Source organism: Butyrivibrio sp. (assembly GCF_017433805.1).
GTDB lineage: Bacteria > Bacillota > Clostridia > Lachnospirales > Lachnospiraceae > Butyrivibrio.
The window spans coordinates 1-19,359 of the sequence record NZ_JAFRGN010000004.1 but is presented as its reverse complement, the minus strand read 5'-3'; the positions used below and the strand labels follow the sequence as shown (position 1 = coordinate 19,359).

Here is a 19,359-nt window from a genome sequence, read left to right as displayed (position 1 = left end):
TCATAGAAATGCTCATCCATTTCTTCCTTCATGGCCAGAAAACCATCAGTAGCATTAGTACCGTATGTAACGCTGTACAACTCGTACGCCTTCTGATCTCTGGTATCCAGGAATTTGTAGGTAAATATCGTTACATATCCTTCTGTAAGTCCCGGGAAACCTAAATCAGCCTCTTCATGAGCTGTTCCCGCAGAAGAATCAGACCATACCTGGCACCACATCTCCACCGTACGGTTAGCAAGACAATATTCAATTGGAACCCCATTGCTCTTGGCATATTCAAGAGCATTTAACTCAACAACTTTTTCCAGCTCCTGCAAATTAGGTAATGGTGTCATAACCACTCCATTTCTTTTGCTGTCGACTGTCTCGTTTTATAATAATAATATATCATAAAATCGTGCATAATATATATTAATATATTTCGCGTCCTTTTTCGTCCTCAATTCCGCTCTTGCGATAGAAATATGAGTTCACCTGATCGCGCCACTCTCTTGCGTTATATACCTGTCTGCCAAATCTCTCTGATACATTAGCAAAGGATCTCTCTGAAACCTTACCTTCAAATTCCTTCCAGGTCTCTGCAAGCTCCTCAGCCTCTTTGCAGCCTTCAAAATGACTGTCATAGATATACTGAATAAGGCTCTGTCCGCTCTTTAGCTTCCATGTATATGGAATATGGTGGAAAAAGAGAAGCAGGTTTTCAGGACAGGTATTGGGATCATTGTACATTTCTGCATTTGGAGAATAGTACTGCTGTGCATAGCCAGTTCCCTTATCTGTTCTGTCCACACCAAGTCCGAGGTGATCTGCTCTGTGGTAAGTTCCCCATCTGGAATACTCGTAGCCATCAACGCTTGGTCCATAGTGGTCATGAGGAGTTACCATCCAGCCTATTCCGAGAGGACTTGTGTACTTCTCGTAGATTTCTCGGGATCTAAGGAGCATATCCACAAGCTTATCCTCAAGCTCTGCATCAAGATTAAATGTAAGTCTTACCCACTCTCTTGCAATCTCTTCAGCAGAGAGGTCTGTATCATAAGCAAGTCTTCCAAAGCCGTAAAGGTTAGCTGCTGCAAGGTCATTACCTGTCCAGTTGAAGTCGTTACCAGTATTTATAACTGCTGCCATTCCAGCAAGCTTGTTACCCATTGTTCTGCCACTTACAACGTCAGCAACTGTATCAGCGCCCTCTTTACAGTAGGTCTTAAAGCCAAGTATCTCTTTAAACATTGGAATAAGATAGCATAGGTCAATCTGATGTCCTGTATATTCCTGAGCAATCTGCACCTCCAGCATCTGGTTAGTCTTGGTAAGTCCGCCAAGAAGTGGAGAAATAGGCTCTCTTATCTGGAAATCCATAGGACCATTTTTGATCTGAAGAATTACATTCTCATGGTATTCTCCATCAAGTCCCTTGAAATAATCGTAGCCTGCTCTTGCTCTGTCTGTCTTGGTATCACGCCAGTCCTGAGTACAGTTATAAACAAAGCATCTCCAGATGATGATTCCGCCATAAGGAGCAATGATATCGCCCAGCATATTAGCGCCATCAGCCTGAGTTCTGCCATAAGTAAATGGTCCAGGTCTTCCCTCAGAGTCAGCCTTAACAAGGAAACCTCCAAGGTTTGGAAGATGATCATATACCTCTTTGATCTTATCCTTCCACCAGTTGATTACGCTCTCATCAAGAGGATCGCAGATAGGCAGTCCTCCCAGCTCAATAGGTGATGCAAAGTTAAGAGACAGATACAATCTGATTCCGTAATCCTCAAATACATCAGACAGTTCTTTTACCTTGTCAAAAAATCTGGTTGTAATAAGGTCTGTTGCTGCCCACTTAACATTAACATTGTTGATAACTATACCATTGATGCCTATGCTGGCCATAAAACGAGCATAATCAACAGTTCTCTCATCTACTACGATTTCATCATTAACGTAAAAGAATGATCTTCCTGAATAACCTCTCTCTATGCTGCCATCCATATTGTCCCAGTGATTCATCATTCTAAGCGGGTTGGAAGGTGCATGATCAGCTGCTATATCAGCGTACTCCTGTCCCATAAGTCTTGCTCTGATAAGGTGGAACACCCCATAGAGCGCACCTCTGCAATCAGAAGCACTTACAACATTCTTATCTACAACATAGCCTTCTTTTGCAATCTTCTCATTTTTAGCAAGTGTTACCTTTACAGCATCGCCTGCAAGAGCTCTCTTAAGCTCTTTGACTGCACTTTTGATAATACGGCAGTCAGCATTAAAGCCATCAATCTTAACTTCTACTGTCTCTTGATCAGCACAAGCTTTCCCCGCTGCTTTCTGCTTTTCTTCGTAATCCAGCCAAAGCTGTGACCACCCCTTGTTTGCCATTTTATTTCCCTTTCCTTCAATCTATTTAATATCTTTATAGCACATCTTCTAAAGTTATGGTAAAATGTTACTCAAATTTACTACAATTTACACAAGTTATGTTCTAGAGGAAAACCATGATTCACGATATAAACGCTCAATCAAGAGAACATATCTTCTACGATACCCTTAAGGGTGTTCTCCTGTATCACAATGACCTAGCCAACTACCCGCTCCACTGGCACAACGAGGTGGAGCTCATTTTGTTGTTGTCCGGATCACTTAGCGTTAAGTTCCATAATGATTCATCTGCAGTCGTGCACTGTATGCCCGGCGATATCATGATGATCGCTCCCGGAACACTTCACGAATATATTTCTGATGCACCTGGCGGCGAGAAGCTGATCCTTTTATTCGATCTTGCCACCTATTCCCAGGTCTCATCTCTTGTTCCACTTATCAAGACTCTGCCACCTTATACTCATATCAGTCAGAATCTGTATCCTGTGGAAGTTGCCCGTCTCCAGAATTATTTCTGGGAGATCGACAGACTCTATGGCCAGCAGGATGAATTTCTGCAGATTTCAGTATATTCTCTGGTGTCACTTATTCTGGCTCAGATCGGAAGCATGCATCTCAACGACGCTATTCCTAACAGAGACACCTCCGATTCACAGCACAAGAACATCGATAAGCTGGTTGAAGTTACTAACTATATTGATTCTCACAGATCCGATGATCTTACTGTTGAGCAGCTGGCTGACCTTGCAGGCTTTTCCAAGTTCCATTTTGAGAGACTCTTTAAGTCCTACATGGGAATCTCCTGCTATCAGTACATCACCAAGCGCCGCGTCCTGATGGCTCAGGAGCTTCTGGGTGATACAGACCTGTCCGTAATGGACATTGCTCTTCAATCTGGTTTCTTTAGCTTATCAACCTTCAACCGTGTATTCAAGGATATTAATAAATGCTCTCCTACAGAATACCGTAAGCTCTACAGGACCGGAGCTGACTCCAGCCCTGACCGAGCAAAGGTTCACTCATAAATCATCTGATAAATCTAAAGGTTTTGAAATCAAAGTCACTTCCTGGAAGGAACACAAAGGTAATGTCCCATTTGCCTTTCCTGTTATCTATCTGGAAAGTGACTTCTTTGTATTCTGAGGTTTGTGGAAACTCAAGTATCTCCTTAATCTCTGTTCCAGCTTCATCTGGCGACACCTGATCATCCTCCGAAACTTTGACCATCCTGAGGTGAACCGTATTAGCACCTGCTCTGGTCTTTCCACAGATTACAACGCCATTTGCGCCATCTTCTCCAAAGTCCACACCATCAAATTCTATAGTGACATTGTTACCTATTCCTTCGACAGCATCCTCAGTTCTTGTAAAGGTATCTCCATATATTGAATCTGCATCAAGTGCCCGAAGATCAGTATATGCTCTTAGCTGTCTGGTAAAAGAGAATCCTTTAATATGGAACTTCTGGAATACCTTAAGGCTTATAGTCTGAACTCCTGTAAGTCTCTCGCTGAGCTTCCAGGTGTCCTCCTGATATACATTCCAGATTGATTTTTTCTGGTAAACAGCTGATTTTAGCAACTTAGCACCAGCTTCACCAGGTGTTCCTTTCCAAATTTCGATATCATAGGCATCATCATTAAGCGTAAATATAGGTACTGTAATTTCATCTGATCCCTCAACCCCAAAATCAATTCCACTGTATGTAATAACTGTTTCTGCTCCTCTTGCAGAAGCAACACCGTGCTCATTGCCATTTCCAATAGCTCCGCTATAAGAAGTATAAAGACTTCCCGGAATGAATCCGTATGGATCAAGGAATGCTGCCCCAAGACCAGTAATCTCAAAGTCGATACTGGACATAACTGCCACAACCTCTCTGCCATTTGATGCTTCGCATCTCAAGGTAAAAGAGCCATCGCCAAGGGCTTCCACAAGGCATTTTGTTCCATTATCATCTGGCTTAATTACTGCGATGTTGGTCTCTGTTCCGTTCTTGTTAAGAGCCTTGAAGGTTAGTGACTTATCTGTAGCATCCTCAGGATAAACCCTTGCAGTAACCACAGCCGTCTTCTTGTCTGAGTCCAAAGACCTGCTGCCCTCTGTTACAGTAAGCTCAACCTTTCTGATCGGAACAAACTCTCCTCTTGTAACATTTACATGAACATCATCAGGATTTCCTTCTGGCTTAACGATTGCAAGGAGCTTACCATTAAACAACTTCCTGCAGCTGGCCTGATAACTGTCATAATCCGTGCTGTCACCGTTATCAAGTCCCATGAGTGTTCCGTTACACACATCAACTTTAACATAGTCAGAAGCATTTTCTACAGGATTACCATCCTTATCAACAGCACTTATCTCAGCAAAGATCAGATCATTTTCTGCCTGGTCTATTCCTCTATCCTTCTGATACTGCTTGATCCTATGATCGATCTCAACCACAAACCTATCAGTATCACCAAAGGATCTGTGACTATCCCTTGCTATCTCCTGACCATTATCGTCGTATGCTACTGCGACTATCTCGCCCTTTTCATAAGGCACCTGATAATCAGCAAAAATCTTATTGCCGCTGCGAACCTTGTGAGTAAGGGTCTGTCTGCCAAGGCTCCTTCCATTAACAAATAGCTCAACCTCCGGAGCATTGCTGCAGACTCTGATATCAATAAGCTGTCCTTCATTAAAATCCCAATAGGGGAATACATGGACAAATGGGTCTTGTTCCATACTCACCCATGCTGACTTCCAGGCATAGAAAGCATCCTTATAAAAGCCCGCAGTATCAATAAGTCCAAAGTAGGAGTTCTTGGTCTGATAAGGAGTTGGCTCTCCAATATAGTCATAGCCCGTCCATATGAACTGGCCCATTGAAAACTCCATGTCTCTATCCCTGCAGATACAGTTCTCTATGCTGTCCGCTCCCCAGCTGGTTGTACTATTGCCAAGAGATGAACACTGCTCATCTGAATCAGAAAGAGTTGGAACAGAAAGAGGGAAGTGATAGACACCTCTACTCTGAACAATTGAATAAGTCTCGCTTCCGTAGATTATCCAGTCCGGGTGCTCTTTATGATGCTGTTCGTAGTAGTTCTCAGCATAGTTGTAGCCAGCAACCTTAAGGATATCAGCACACTTCTGAGCCTTTTCCCATGGCATATAGTTAGAACCGATAGTGGCTCTTGCATTAAACAGTGGGTCATGCTTTTCTACATTAGCCTTAAGATCTCTTGTAACTTCCTGACCTCTGTCACTTGAATGAGTATCATAGATCTCATTACCTATACTCCACATAATGACAGATGGGTGGTTCCTATCTCTTCTAACCCAGCTGGCAACATCTCTTTCATGCCAATCAGGGAAAAACCTTGCATAGTCAAACTCTGTCTTGGGGCCTTCCCACATATCAAAGGCTTCTGATACAAGAAGAAATCCCATCTCATCCGCAAGTTCAACCACCTGTGGATCATACATATTGTGAGTAAGCCTTATGGCATTAACTCCCATCTCACGAAGCTGAAGTAACCTTCTTCTCATGGCAGTTTTGTTAAAAGCTGAGCCCAGTGCGCCAAGATCGTGATGAAGGCACACGCCGTTTAGCTTCATATTCCTGTCATTTAAGAAAAAGCCGTGGTCTGGATCCATCTTGATATCTCTAAAGCCGATGGTCACGCTCTCTTTTTGTATGAGTTTTGTACTACTATCAGATAGCTCCACTTCCAATTTGTAGAGCTTAGGAGAAGTAACATCCCACTCTCTGATATGCCTTGCTATATATTTCCCTGGATGATTGCTTACTTCCTCAAGCGGTATTTCTAAAGCTCCCATAAGCTTATAACCTACTGAAGCATTATCTTTATCCGGTCCACAAACTTCCGCTGAAACTGTTATTTCATAATCTGCAGTTCCATCGTCATTAGTAGAAAGCTTATCAGAATGCACATATATACCATTTTCAGGAATATAGGTCTTCTCATAATCACAGATCCATACATTTCTGTATATTCCTGCTCCAGAATACCATCTTGTATTGGGAAACTTGCATCTGGCAACCACTACCAGTTCATTTACCCCAGCCTTAACGTAGTCCGTGATATTCAGGATAAACTGTGAATATCCATACTTCCATTCACCAGCCTGCTCCCCATTGACATAGACTACGCTATCCATATAAATGCCATCGAATATAAGAAACAGCTCTTTTCCTATATCCTCCTGGCTGCATTCAAAACTCTTAATGTACCAACCATTGCTATCTCTATAGAGGTTATGGGTGTCAGTTATCATGTAATCATGAGGAATAACCACCTCTTTAAAATCTCTAAGGTGCTCCTTCATCTGTTCAAAGCTCACGCCATATTCTGATTCCCAAAACTTCCATCCATCAATGAATAGTCTTTTCATTCATGTCCCTTCCATGATTTGAAACTGGTTTATGCTGACTGTTTGCTCTCCTTGTTTCCATCTATAACTTCCATAAATGGTCCCATTGGTATTCCTGTTTCGTTTGAAATAAGTCCCCCAGCGTAGGTATTATCTACGCAATACATTATTTCCTGTGCCTCTTCATAGGCCTTGTCGTCCTCGACGTAAACTAGTAATCCCCCGTTGTCTGTATCTAATATCACTTTAGTTTCTACCTTATCTTCCTTGATTCGAACAAATATATCCTTTAGTCCTGTTCCCTTGCCTGCATCTACAACACACAGACCCTTGGCATGATCAAGACTGACTTCAAACGCCTTATTGCCATCCTTATCTACAACTCGCTTAACACCTGTCACTACTGGCCCTGTGTATTCCCCGTTATAGCAGTACTTAAGATGTGCTGCCCACAGTGCAAGCCTCTCACCAATTGGCTTCTTGGTAACAGGATGAAGATCATTGTCTTCTCCAAGTCCCATTGTAATTGCAAGTCCTGTAGCAGGAAGCTCCAAAAGCTTTTTCTGAGTAAGTCTGAACTTACCCCAGTCATCTTCTACAGGGCTGTCGATTGTAAAGTTTGGAAGTGAAACTCCGATAAATGGAAGGTTCTCTTCATTCCATGCCTTACGATAGCCCTCAACCTGTCTGACTGTAAGAGCATTATAATCATAGCCATCCTCAATATTGGATTCTCCCTGATACCAGCAGACTCCGTCGATTGGGAAGTTATGACAAGGTGCTGTCATTGCATTATAAAGACCTGTAGACTTCCAGTTAATAAAATCTGTAGGAGGGATCATCTCGCACCTAGCGCCTACTCTGTACTCCCAGTGCTTATTCCACTCACCTTTAGTCAGATCAGCGAAACTATCCAGTCTTACTGATGCATCTTCATTAAATATCTTATAATCCTTATCTGGTGTAAATCTGCCAAGGCCGATCTCAACACAGACTCTGATAACTATCGTGTTATCTTTTTCCCTGGTAAGTCCCTCTGGAATGTCATATTTACGAGGTGGATACTGATAAGGTGTCTCTCCAACCTTCTGGCCATTTACAAACACCACATCATTATCAACTATTGTTCCCAGGAAAAGACGTGCCTTCTTGCCTGCAAGTTCTGCAGGAAGGTTAAATTTACGTCTGAACCATACACTTCCAATAAAACCGTCAAGCTCTGTTCCCTTAAAGAATGAAGGAATAGTAAATGGCTTCCATTCACTGTCAGCCCCAATATCGGATGCGCTGCAAGTCTCCCACTTCTCTTTTATTCCAAGATCAGCTTCATAGAGATTCTGTCTCCAGGTATTGCCATTAACCATGTTGGCTTCCATAACCTGTTTCCTGAAATCCGCATCTGAGTATTTGTCAGCTTCTGCCAGAAGTTCATCATAGCCTTCCAGCATCTCCCTGCTCATCCAGCTGGAAATTCGAGAGCCGCCAAGGCTGGCATTGATAAAGCCTACTGTCTGGCCTGTAAGCTTCTGAAGGTGCTCCGCAAAAAAGTACGCTGTAGCAGAAAAGCTCACAATATTCTCTTTATTAACGCTTGTCCAGCTGCCAGAGCGAAGCTCCTCAAGAGGTCCTTCAAAGCTGCTGTCTTCTATAATCTTAAAAGTTCTGATTGTGTTATTATCTGCAATTTCCAAAAGCTCAGGATATTTATCCTTAACTCTTATAACAGGAAGCTCCATGTTGGACTGCCCCGAACAGAACCACACGAGACCTATCATCACATCATTAACTGTAACTTTTTCTCCGTTATCATCTGCTACAACAAGTCTGTATGGACCGCCACTCTCACGGGCTGGAAGGTAGATATCAAACCTGCCATTATCACCGCAGCTGATGCTGGCCTGGCACAAAACATTTTCATTAGAAGCAGAATTCTGTAAATCCTCTACGAGAGAAGCTGTAACCTGAGCTCCAGCCTCATCCCATCCCCATATATGAATCGCCTTTCTCCTCTGGAGCACAACTCCATCAGATAAAAGACGAGGTAATCTTAGCGTAGACATTACTCTCTCCTTATTTCCCAAAACAGCGCCCGCTTACGCAGGCGCCGCTGTTGTTGATGTTATTAAATATGATATACGATTTGCTCCATGACACCAATATCATATTATCTTGTCGAATGTCTCAGCAAGTGCAGGATAGATTGTCTTGAACTGCTGATAACGATCCTCATACTTGGCAACGAGTTCTGGATCTGGCTTCTCTGTCTTATCAACCTTAACGATAGCAGCTGCAGCATCCTCAACACTCTTGTATGCTCCGCATGCAACCATTGCAAGCATAGCACCACCCATTCCAGGACCTTCTTCGCAAACAGGAACATCAACCTCTACATTGAGGATGTTAGCGATCATCTTTCTCCATAGTGGACTCTTAGCACCGCCGCCACAGATCATTGTTCTTGATGGAGCTACACCGATTGACTTAGCAACCTCGTACATATCTCTTGTAGCAAATGCTACACCTTCAAGAACTGCCTGAGTCATATCCTCTCTTGTTGTATCCATTGTGATACCTGTGAAGGTAGCACGTGCATTAGGATTGTTCCAAGGAGATCTCTCACCCATAAGGTAAGGAAGGAAGAATACGTGGTTCTCACCAAGCTTCTCGATACCCTTCTGCTCATCAGCATAATCCTTGGTCTTGAGGATCTCATCCATCCACCACTTGTTGCAGCTGGCTGCGCTGAGCATGCATCCCATAAGGTGGAAATGTCCATCAGCGTGGTCAAATGAATGAAGTGCATTGTTGCTGTCTACAGCAAAGCTGTCGGCTGACATAAAGATTGTTCCACTTGTTCCAAGTGAAATATTGCACTTGTTGTTACCAACTGTACCTGTTCCAACAGCAGCTGCTGCGTTGTCTCCAGCGCCCGCTGCGATAACTACGTTCTCGCTAAGTCCAAGCTCAGCTGCGAGCTCAGCCTTAAGTGTTCCAACCTTCTCAAAACTCTCAAAGAGCTGTGGAAGCATATCCTCTGTGATGCCACAGATATCGCACATTTCCTTGCTCCACTTGCGGTTCTGAACATCTAACAGAAGCATTCCTGATGCATCTGAATAGTCTGTGCAGAATGTTCCAGAAAGCTTATATGCAAGGTAATCCTTAGGAAGCATTATCTTCTTGATCTTGCCAAAGTTCTCAGGCTCGTTCTCTTTGATCCAGAGAATCTTAGGAGCTGTGAATCCTGCAAATGCGATGTTTGCAGTATATTTGGAAAGTGTCTCTTTGCCGATCTCGCCGTTAAGGTAATCAACCTGCTTCTGAGTTCTACCGTCGTTCCAAAGAATAGCTGGACGAATAACCTCGTCGTTCTCATCAAGGATTACAAGACCATGCATCTGTCCACCAAAGCTGATACCTGCAACCTGTGACTTATCCACATCCTTAAAAAGCTCCTTGAGACCTTCTACAGCCTGTGCATACCAATCCTCAGGCTTCTGCTCAGACCAGCCTGGCTGTGGGAAGTATAATGGATACTCCCTTGATACTGTTCCGTGAATCTTACCTGTCTCATCCATCAGTACAAGCTTAACTGATGATGTACCCAAATCTACACCAATGTATAACATACCTGTCCTCCTATATTACATTTGCTATAACTCCAGCAATTTCTCACAAAAACTTACATGATATATCTTACTGGTTTTCCCCCAAGGTTTCATTTCGTATTTTGCTTTTTACTTCTTGATTATTGATATTATTTATGCAGCTTACTTAAACACAAGCACCAGCACCAAAATCAACATGATAATAAGAACTGCAGCTGCCATGATGAATGAAAGCTTACGCCTTGATATGCCAAGCTTCTCATGAATGCTCATATCCTTTTCTGCATCCTCAGCTTCAAGGTCTGAACCACTATACCTGCGCGGATCTATCTTGCGCATCTTCTGGGATACCAGAACTATAAAATCAAAGAGATCGGTGTGCCTTTCAAGGAAGCTTACTGTAGCCTCCTTAACATGCCTCTTTTTGAGAATCGTTATCATTGCCTTTTTATTCTTGCCGATAAGCTCCAGAATAATATCGTGGTTGGTGATAAAATCTATTACTCCAAGCATTCCGGTATTGAAACCATTCTGCTTGAGGATTTCTCTGACAGAAGCCACCATTTCAGGCTTTTCCTCTTTGTATCTGAGGACATAAGCCAGAAGATCAGCTGCGCTGTCTGAATATCTCTCATCAGAAAAAGTGTCTGCAATCTTATCAGCATCGCCTGCCTTGGCACAGACAATGATGTTACCCAGCATATTAGCTACATTTTCCCTGACAGACATCTCATAGGATCTGATAAAGCTGTTGAGCATTACATCGAGATCCTTCATCTTCTTGTCCTGGCCCTTAGCTTTCCACAGGCACATTGCACCCGTGTTGTCAAAGAAAAGAACTGCATTAGCACAATGATTTTCTGCAAAGCCAAGCCTTCCAAAATTTGTTCCAAGATAAAACTGTCTGGTACCAACGTCGTTGAGCAGAATATTTACAAAATCACTCTCAGCTATGATGTTCAGAATCTTGCTCTTATTTTTGACTATCCTCGTAGCATTCCTCTTGATGAATTCATCAGAAAAGCCCTGTCCGTCAAAAGAAAAGCAGTTATCCACATGCTCATCCATGATAGTAATGTACTTGGATTTGTTACCGCCTTTGGAATGGCCTGTAACTGTGATGATGTCACAGCCCTCAAAATCAAGGGACTGGAACCACTTAAGAGCATTTTCCTGGAACTGAGTAGGAACCTGATATAGCCCGGAAACATTATCAATCCACTCCGCATCACTCTGAGTTCCCTTAAAGGCAACTATCGCCTCATTACTGGAGGGATCAAAAAGATATGCGCTTCTTCCGCCGCCGGCGCCTTCACTTTCGTAGTGGACTTCTCTTATGATGATATTCCTCAGGTGCTCGTTGGGCTTGATCGACCACAGAATCTCTTTATATTCTGCGCCGGTTACACCTGTGCTGTACTCTTCGTCATCGACAATATCTGCAGCTTTTCTAAGAACACCATTAACATAGTCGCCAATAGTTTTGGACTCCTGTATAGGAGAAAGAAATGTCCCCTTAGGGCCACCTAGATTTTCACAATAAAGAAGATTATTTATAAGAACGATTTCTTCTAAGGAAAGACTGCTGTTCATTTTTTATCCCCCCATTATTCAAGCTCAAAGCTGTCCGAATACAACCTGTCCCTGACAAGATCTCCATTTGCATCCTTGAGGAATACCACATAAATATCCCCCTTGATGTCGTACTTTTTAAGGCACTTCTCAAGCTTTGTAACTTCGCCGTCGAAGGCTTCCCCAGTAACCTTGGAGCCATCAAGGAATATCTTGATATCATTACCTGCAGGTATCTTGCCTGTTAATACCTTGGAAGCATCAATATCCTGGCCACAATCATCGCCAAAATATTCCCAGAAATTCACATTGACCGTAGCTACACTAAAGCCATCTGCAGTCAGTAATTTCCTGATCTCTTCCTTAGCATCCTTCCTAATAAGTTCCCCGTAAAAATCATCCTGAATAACGAGCTTACCATCAACTTCACTAGCTCTGGCAATAAACGCAGAATCTCTGTCTATTTCCAGCGCCTTGTAATACCATTCGTCATAATCCCTTGCTGTTCCTTCCTTGGGCTCACAGCCGGTTATCTCAAACTGGTATTTGCTGTACTTTTCCTCGAGATACTTTTTTACTGCACGCATGTTTTCAAGAATCGCCTTATCCTCATCGCACAGTTCCCCATTTTCAATCTCCTCGGAATGAAACGTAACTCCTGATAATACTTTTTTCTCTTCTGCTGATAGTTCCATTTTTTAACCTCCCATTTTGTCAAACACCCTTAACAGCCTGATACTTTAATAGTTCTCCTTGTGTAATAGGTTTGGAAAAGAAATATCCTTGCAGATAATCCACTCCAAGAGCAGTTAGCTTATCCACATGCTCCCTGGTCTCAACACCCTCAACCAGAATCCTTCTCTTCATCTGCTTGATCATATGAACGCAGTTCTCAAGGATTATCTGTCCACGCTCGCTCTTATCTGCATCCCACAGAATACTCTTGTCGATCTTAACGATGTCAAAATCCAGAGCAAAAAGAGAATGCATATTGGAATAACCAGTTCCATAGTCGTCCATGGAGAACTGGAAACCATTCTGTTTGAGTCTTGTGATAACATCACTCAAAAGATCATTGTCACTGGCAGCTACTGACTCAGTGATCTCAAAGTTGATAAAGGATTTAGGAATCCCGTAGCTATCAACTATGTCCATAATTCTCTTAACAAAGTCATTAGCCATGCACTGGATAACAGATAGATTTACGTTAACGCAGTCCATGCCAAGTCTCTTTGCTTCGCCGCTCTTAATAAAGGCGCAGACCTCTTTTAACACGAATTCATCAATGTCATCTATATTACCTGTCTGCTCCGCAATAGGAATGAATTCATCCGGATACAGCATACCAAGTTCTTTGTCATGAAGTCTTATAAGAGCCTCAGCACCATGAATCTTAAGAGCATCTGTGCAATGAGTTGGCTGATAATATACTTCAAAATTGTGCTCCAATAGACCTTTGGAAACAGCGGCCTCCACCGCCTCACGTCTGATAAGAAAGTCGAGATCTTCGCCAGCAAGTATAGTATCATCGATATCTTTAGGCACAGGGCTGTCTATCATGTACAGGAGATCCCTGAGATTATGGATATGTGATGGAATCTCAGCAGTCATAATTACGGGAGAAAGTTTAAGGGGACTTCCGTGTACTGTCCAATCTGACTTAAACCTCTCATCAAGCTTTTCAGCAACTCTTTGAGGATCTGATGACAGCTTGGAATATCTGTCATGTCTTAAAATGATCACCAATGTCCCCGGCGTAGCGCGGTAAACACAATACCTTGGAACAACAGTCCTGATAAAATCAGCAACCTCATGAATTATCTCTTCAGTATTGGACAGACCAGTAATTCTGCTGACCATATCCATGTTAGTTATCTTAAGACAAACACAGCTCATAACTCTCTTCTTGGCGAGCAAATGTGCCACATCCATTTTGAGCGCGTTTCTATTGTAAAAGCCTGACTCGAAATCCAGCCTGTCGTCTTCGTTTTCTATTGATAACATAACTCCAACAAGGGCAAGGGCTTCGCAGAAAAGCTCACTCTTAATACCGATGTAAAGGAACTGGACAACAACGCCAAACAGAGTAACGCACAGGAAGTAGACTAAAGCCCAGCGACTACGTCTTCGCAGTGCATTCCAGGACAGCATGAGGTTTGTGAAAGCCACAGCCATGTATGCTATAGAAACAATATAGAGAATGATCTCACCCCAGTTTCTGACAAACACCATATCGTCAGTGTAGTAATAAACATATTTAGTAAGTGGATTTGTGATCACCAGAAGTTCTGATACCATATAAGGCAAAAGGCATAGAAGCTTAAACCCCAGTGACCTTCCAAAGAAAGATCCTGCCACCGTCATGACATACCAGAACAAAGCCGGAGCCAGGGTTATATGAACCATGAAATATAGAAATTGACATACCAAAAGAAGGTTATAAAAGACACCTGAAGTGCTCATTAAAGCATCACAGATTTCAGCAAGAAAACATGTAACAGCATTAGCCAGAACAATATAGTTCATTAGAAGAAATGTCTTATTCTGGCTAAGGTCCGTTCTCTTCTGAAACTTAGTAAATACTATAGAAGTCAGGCTGACCAAAATAGCCGCGAAATAAAATGCCAAGTGAAACAGTGTATCGTACGTCATTTTATTACCCTCCCCTTAAATGATCCTGATATCTGTTAACGCCACCATGTCCCCTGTAAGGGCAGCATATACCTTATCTCCACCATCAACGATAGTGGTAGTATTCTGAATCACAACGCCAAGATTCTTGGTCTTTAAAGTCACAGTATTGCCTTTTTGTCTAAAGAAAACTTCGCACTCCATTCCCTGTTTATTAATGCTCTTCCATGAATCCCAGCCAGGGAATTCGCTTTCTCTTTTCATAGAAAAGCTGTTGTGAGCATACATTTCGCTCTTATCTATCTCACCATTTAAATGAATCAGAGCATATTCCTTGTAGCCTTGGCCTCCTACAGTGCCATCTTCAGAATAGAACAAAACCACATATGGGCAGTGCCATACAAGGTTTGATGCCGGAAGGCTCATAGTATGAAATGCCACAGACATGGATCCTTTTAGCTCAATGCCATTAGTGTAAGCAGATCTGTGTCTGTCGACCTGGACATTTGGAATATCTGATTCCATGTGATCAATATAGCTGACCTTTTCAGCAATTCTTTCTACATCGCCCTCTGTGGTCTCGATGTCATTCTTGTCCACAGCGATATCGCTGATATGGCAATTTTCCCCGGTAATAGCAATCGATGCGTACTTGGAGTTATCAGGAAGTGCGATTGTAACATCCATGTCGTGATAACCATCTGTCATACTGATCTTGACGTGGTCTTCATATTTGGTCGCATAGATAACGTGCTTACCCTCTGGCCATCCAGAGATATCTTCAATGTCATCAAGAACTACTTCCATGTTTCTTGCAGCAGTCGAAATGCTGTGACCATCAAACCACAGCTCGCCATATTCCATGTACTTATAAGCATCTATAGATTTTTGATTATTATGAACACGCCTGTCATAAGAATCAAAAACAATTATGGCAGGTGAACTGAAATCCTCAGGATTCTTCTTTTGTGGTACATAGTTAAAACTGATACTTGTAGTAAGACCATCAATTAGTATTCCTGAAGTGATACCACTCCTGTATTCTCGGCAATCAATCTCAGTTTCTATTACTTCACCTGGCTGTGTACCTGTGAGAGATTCCGCTCTGGCATCCTCATCAAGGATACGTATCATGATGTCTGTCATATCAGGATCAAGGCTTTTTCCAGCTTCCATAATGAATTCTTCACGGACAACTGGTTCAGGCAGAGGCTCACTAAACTTGGTTCTGGTAGTCATGGCATCATACTTATCCACAATAGCCATAATCCTGGAAACCTCAGGAATCTCCTCGCCTTTAAGCCCCTCTGGAAATCCTGTTCCATCCCAATGCTCGTGACTATATTTCGCCGCTGTAGCAAGAATCGGGTATCCTGTAATATTTGAAAGTATCTCTGCACTGAGAAGCGGAGTCTTTTTATAAACCTCATATTGCTCAGGTGACAGTTTATCGAGGTTCTCTAAGATACCATCAGGAACTCCCATAACTCCTGCGTTATGAAGAAGTGCCGCAAAATATATCTCATCGATCTCTTCATCTTTTTTGCCCATTGCCTTGGCTATTCTTCCTGCTATTTCTGCAGCCTTGGCAGTATGTCCCTGCGAGTAAGCATCCTTTTTTTCCATAGCTGCTACAAAGGCTGTGGCAGTCTGATCAAGGAGCCTTTTAATACTCCTTCTGTCCTCATTAAGGTGTTCCATTTCTATCTGATGTGCACGGATAGCTGTTTCATTGATATCCAGATATGTGAACACATACAGGAAAATAGATACCAATACCATAGCCATATTTACTATGGATATACCATAAGCAAAAATCTGAATCACTCCACATACAACAGGTCCCACAATATACAGCACCAGCGCCGTATAAATAAGACGGCTGAATCTGCTCTTATTCTGTCTTATAACAGTGAACTGAATAATCGGTCCCACAATAGGAATAATATAACTGATCAGGAATCCCGGACCACGATGATAAACATTGTTTTCATCAAAGTGGTAGTACAGTCCTGTAAATGCAGCCACTATGGCAAGGATCATACCTATCACAGAAATAACCCCTACAAAGGTTATTCTCCTTGGCACTAGATCCATTCCACCATCTACTGTCAGAAGATCGATCAAGTATAGGTCAAAGCCAAAAACTATAGCTGAGGTCAGGAAAAAGACCATGAAGTTGCTGATTCTTACCATGATGTATGCAGTTGAATCCGGAATTCCACTGTAAACATAGGCCATCCTGTCGAACATCAAAAGGGCTGATGCCAGAACTTCCATAAGGATAAGAATCCATTTACGCCTTTTGGTCAGAAACTTCGTGATAAGAAGAAGCATGGCCATGGTCATACAGGCAGCGCAAAGTGTCAGCATTATATTAAGTTGATGATCTCTAATAAAGTCAAACATAGGTCATCTCCTAGGGTTACTCAAATAGTGCCTCCATGGCATCCCAGTCAAAGGTCTTGAGAAGCTTGCCAAGCTTATCCATCTTCTGGGCATCCTCCTGAGGAAGTCTGAATTCCTTCATCTGTCCCAAAATCATCTCTACTGCATCGTAGTCCATCTGAGAAATAACGTCCTTAAGTGCGCTGTAAGCATCCTTGAGGTCTTCATCAGAAATCATTTCAAGACTCTCGTCCTGCTCGTTGGCGCCAAATTCCTGATCCATCCTGCTAAGCTTATCTTTGTAAGCCAGGTAATCTGCCAGGAGTTTATCCGTATTCTGGCTGATGAACTCCTTATCTCCATTGTTACCTGCTTCTTCAAGGCTTGCTGCCAGCTTGGAAAGTTCATGTGCACCTATTATTCTTGCCGAACTCTTAAGAGCATGAACTTTGATGGTGTATAGCCTGATGTCATCAGCTTCATATGCATTGCTGATAACACCAATATTGTCATCAATCGTATCCAGGAAAAGTCGAAGGGAGAACAGATAATTGGATACTCCTCCTGAACTGATTATTCCATCATCAACCGAAATGCCATCCACTTCTCTGATCCACAGCATGTTCTCTGGAAGCTCTGTTATCTCCACTTCTGCTTCCTCATCTTCTCTCTGCATTACAATCTCAGGAGGCAGATGCTTAAGGATTGTACTCTCAAGGACTGCACTATCCACAGGCTTGGACAGATATCCATTAAAGCCCTTGGAGGTATAGAACTCTTCACCTGCAGCAGCATTGGCTGTAAGGGCATATACCGGAAGATCCGGATGAGTTTTCCTGATATGTTCAAGGGTCTCAATTCCATCCATACCAGGCATCATGTGATCAAGCAGAACTACATTGAAATCCGTCTCTTTGATCTTCTCAATGGCTTCCTCACCACTATCTGCAGTGGTTACAAACATCTTGGTAGCCTTAAGTAGTCCCTTGATTACGCTGAGGTTCATTGGGGTATCATCTACAACAAGGATGTCTGCTTCAGGAGCAACGAACTTAGGAACATAAGGACCATTCGCAGACGTATCGTGCTCGATGAACACACCTATAGGTGTAGAATCTACAATTCTCTGTTTGAGGGTCAGGATAAACTCTGAGCCCTGACCATATACGCTTTCGCACCAGAGTTTACCACCCATGAGCTCCGCAAAGCGCCTTGAAATATCAAGACCAAGGCCAGTACCCTGAATGGCACTGTTCTTTTCTTCATCAAGTCTCTCGTAAGCGGTAAAGAGTTTTTCCATATCCTCTTCTTTAACGCCGATACCTGTATCTTTTACAGAAAAGCGCAGTTCACAGACATCATCTTCCCGTGCTTCCATCGTAACAGTAAGTGCCAATCCACCTGTTTCGGTGTATTTAACCGCATTTGTCAAAAGATTGAGAACCACCTGCTTTATCTTACCGTTATCTCCGTACATTCTGGATGGCAAAATCTCATCAATGACAACTTCAAAAATCAGCTCTTTTTCCGTACTTCGCGATCTTATCATGGATACGATAGAGCGTAGCTGTTCCTGAACATCATATTCCTGCTCAACTAAATGCATCTTACCAGACTCAATCTTGGACATATCCAACAGGTCGTTGATGAGACCAAGAAGTGACTCCGTGGCATTTCTGATATCAAGGGCATAATTCATCATAGACAGGAAGTAAGGTTTAGGAACATCTCTTGCATCTTCTCGAAGGATCATCTCATCCATACCCATGATGGTATTGATAGGAGTTCTGATCTCATGTGACATATTGGCAAGGAATCTTGATTTAGCGGTGTTGGCCTTTTCCGCTTCCTCTTTGGCCTGCCTGATCTCTTCATACTGCTTGGTAACAACAGTTGCCTTCAGGATTCGCCATACCAAAAAGCCTGCTGCCACTGCCACGAATATGAACATAAATAATCGCACAGCAAAAAGCTCCATAAATCGCGGCTTTTTGACCAAAAGAATTCTTTCTTCCTGTACAACTTCTTCTCTGTCATTAAGAATCTGTATGTTCAAAACATAATTGCCATATGCAAGGTCGGTATATTCCAAGGTAGAAAGATCACTTCGTGGAACTGACATACCCACATTTTCTTTTCCCTCAAGGAAAACCCTCACAGGCGGATCATTCGTTGTATAGTCTCTTACTGATGCAGTAATACTGATTAGTCCATCTGATTCAGGAAGTATATAGGTTCCCTGGGAATCCGGACGTATCAGTTCGTCGTCGCAGTAAATAGACTGAACGCCTATCTTGATTGTTCCAGTTCTCTCAAAAAATCGCTTTGTATTAAATCTGATAACACCCTGTCTTCCAGGAACGTATATGTATCCATCTTCTGTCTGACAGCCATATTCCTGAGC

The 19,359-nt window shown here is 42.6% G+C and carries 11 protein-coding genes; 1 reads left to right on the top strand and 10 read right to left on the bottom strand.

The genetic code is table 11. The features are described 5' to 3' along the window. Together IJI01_RS00260 and IJI01_RS00255 are read right to left on the bottom strand one after the other, a co-directional pair. The coding region (locus tag IJI01_RS00260) for a hypothetical protein (RefSeq protein WP_292184066.1) at window positions 1-338 on the bottom strand (338 nt) is incomplete at its 3' end. Between the two features lie 76 nt (window positions 339-414). After that, entirely contained in the window at window positions 415-2,373 is a 1,959-nt protein-coding gene (locus IJI01_RS00255; RefSeq protein ID WP_292184064.1) for an alpha-glucuronidase, read from the bottom strand. Window positions 2,374-2,489: 116 nt separating this feature from the next. Here IJI01_RS00255 and IJI01_RS00250 point away from each other — a divergent pair, with 116 nt between their 5' ends. Next, window positions 2,490-3,398 (top strand): helix-turn-helix transcriptional regulator, encoded by a 909-nt coding sequence (locus IJI01_RS00250; protein ID WP_292184061.1) that lies wholly within the window; start codon window positions 2,490-2,492, stop codon window positions 3,396-3,398. A 1-nt stretch (window position 3,399) separates the two neighbouring features. Here IJI01_RS00250 and IJI01_RS00245 read toward each other — a convergent pair whose 3' ends face one another. The 8 genes from IJI01_RS00245 to IJI01_RS00210 form a co-directional block, all read right to left on the bottom strand. Next, on the bottom strand, window positions 3,400-6,777 hold the full coding sequence (locus IJI01_RS00245) for a DUF4982 domain-containing protein (protein ID WP_292184057.1): 3,378 nt from the start codon (window positions 6,775-6,777) through the stop codon (window positions 3,400-3,402). Between the two features lie 29 nt (window positions 6,778-6,806). Next, entirely contained in the window at window positions 6,807-8,816 is a 2,010-nt protein-coding gene (locus IJI01_RS00240) for a sialate O-acetylesterase (protein ID WP_292184053.1), read from the bottom strand. Window positions 8,817-8,915: 99 nt separating this feature from the next. After that, window positions 8,916-10,385 (bottom strand): xylulokinase, encoded by a 1,470-nt coding sequence (gene xylB / locus IJI01_RS00235; protein ID WP_292184044.1) that lies wholly within the window; start codon window positions 10,383-10,385, stop codon window positions 8,916-8,918. 141 nt (window positions 10,386-10,526) lie between these two features. Continuing rightward, on the bottom strand, window positions 10,527-11,957 hold the full coding sequence (locus IJI01_RS00230) for an Mbeg1-like protein (protein WP_292184041.1): 1,431 nt from the start codon (window positions 11,955-11,957) through the stop codon (window positions 10,527-10,529). Between the two features lie 14 nt (window positions 11,958-11,971). Continuing rightward, window positions 11,972-12,631: a hypothetical protein gene (locus IJI01_RS00225; protein WP_292184038.1), complete on the bottom strand. Its 660-nt coding sequence runs from the start codon at window positions 12,629-12,631 to the stop codon at window positions 11,972-11,974. A gap of 19 nt (window positions 12,632-12,650) precedes the next feature. Beyond that, window positions 12,651-14,588, bottom strand: coding sequence for an EAL domain-containing protein (locus IJI01_RS00220; RefSeq protein WP_292184035.1), 1,938 nt, complete (start codon window positions 14,586-14,588; stop codon window positions 12,651-12,653). Window positions 14,589-14,603: 15 nt separating this feature from the next. Next, a complete protein-coding gene (locus IJI01_RS00215; protein ID WP_292184032.1) occupies window positions 14,604-16,976 on the bottom strand; it encodes an HD domain-containing phosphohydrolase in 2,373 nt (790 codons plus the stop codon). Window positions 16,977-16,992: 16 nt separating this feature from the next. Next, window positions 16,993-19,359 (bottom strand): ATP-binding protein (locus IJI01_RS00210; RefSeq protein WP_292184029.1); only part of this gene is annotated, 2,367 nt, incomplete at its 5' end.

Bases quoted from the DNA above. Each gene is read 5' to 3' on its own strand.
- IJI01_RS00255 (WP_292184064.1), bottom strand. From the start codon at position 2,373: ATGGCAAACAAGGGGTGGTCACAGCTTTGGCTGGATTACGAAGAAAAG.
- IJI01_RS00250 (WP_292184061.1), top strand. From the start codon at position 2,490: ATGATTCACGATATAAACGCTCAATCAAGAGAACATATCTTCTACGAT.
- IJI01_RS00245 (WP_292184057.1), bottom strand. From the start codon at position 6,777: ATGAAAAGACTATTCATTGATGGATGGAAGTTTTGGGAATCAGAATAT.
- IJI01_RS00240 (WP_292184053.1), bottom strand. From the start codon at position 8,816: ATGTCTACGCTAAGATTACCTCGTCTTTTATCTGATGGAGTTGTGCTC.
- xylB (WP_292184044.1), bottom strand. From the start codon at position 10,385: ATGTTATACATTGGTGTAGATTTGGGTACATCATCAGTTAAGCTTGTA.
- IJI01_RS00230 (WP_292184041.1), bottom strand. From the start codon at position 11,957: ATGAACAGCAGTCTTTCCTTAGAAGAAATCGTTCTTATAAATAATCTT.
- IJI01_RS00225 (WP_292184038.1), bottom strand. From the start codon at position 12,631: ATGGAACTATCAGCAGAAGAGAAAAAAGTATTATCAGGAGTTACGTTT.
- IJI01_RS00220 (WP_292184035.1), bottom strand. From the start codon at position 14,588: ATGACGTACGATACACTGTTTCACTTGGCATTTTATTTCGCGGCTATT.
- IJI01_RS00215 (WP_292184032.1), bottom strand. From the start codon at position 16,976: ATGTTTGACTTTATTAGAGATCATCAACTTAATATAATGCTGACACTT.